Genomic DNA, 670 nt, shown 5'->3' on the forward strand with positions numbered 1-670 from the left:
GCATTTTGCCGAAGAAATGTGGGAGCAGCTTGGCCATGGAGAAACAATTTTTAAAGCAGGATGGCCGTCATATGACGAAAGTGCAATGAAAGATGACGAGATTGAAGTGCCGGTACAGATTAACGGAAAGACAAGAGCTGTTATCAGTATTTCTGCCGATGCATCAAAAGATGAGGCAATCGCCGCCGGAAAAGAAGCGGTAGCCGATAAACTGACAGGTACGATCGTCAAAGAAATTTATGTACCGAAAAAAATAATCAATATCGTGCAGAAGTAGGTCATGTGAATAGAATCACCGGAAGATGCTTTTTGGCACTTCCGGTGATTTTTGATATTGGGAGTTATGTCTTTTGAAGTGATATATATATCAACTTGATTATGCAAAATAACATCAAATGTTCCGTATTATACAAAAAGTAAAAATAAAAGCAACATTTTTGCACAAAAAAGAAAACGAAAACATGCTATAATTTGTAATATATTTCATTGAAAGAAGGAGAGATGAGCATGAAGAAAAAAAATAATGGCGGTCCTTTTGGCACTCGCTATGGTGACCCAAGGCGCCATGCCTGTTTTTGCTCAAATGAAGGTGCGGAAGGAATTGAGACAGCGGCAGACGCAGAAAACGGCAAAAATTTTGTGCAAGGAGTATTTGAGTGAAAGAACAGCA

2 protein-coding genes are annotated in these 670 nt (G+C 39.0%); both read left to right on the forward strand.

The window, feature by feature from the left end:
* The coding region (locus RUMTOR_RS11625) for a class I tRNA ligase family protein (RefSeq protein WP_004848158.1) at positions 1–277 on the forward strand (277 nt) is incomplete at its 5' end.
* 230 nt (positions 278–507) lie between these two features.
* A complete protein-coding gene (locus RUMTOR_RS13055) occupies positions 508–660 on the forward strand; it encodes a hypothetical protein (RefSeq protein ID WP_207634940.1) in 153 nt (50 codons plus the stop codon).
* Positions 661–670: the final 10 nt, after the last annotated feature.

It is taken from the genome of [Ruminococcus] torques ATCC 27756, from assembly GCF_000153925.1.
GTDB classification, from domain to species: domain Bacteria; phylum Bacillota; class Clostridia; order Lachnospirales; family Lachnospiraceae; genus Mediterraneibacter; species Mediterraneibacter torques.

Bases quoted from the DNA above. Each gene is read 5' to 3' on its own strand.
- RUMTOR_RS13055 (WP_207634940.1), top strand. From the start codon at position 508: ATGAAGAAAAAAAATAATGGCGGTCCTTTTGGCACTCGCTATGGTGAC.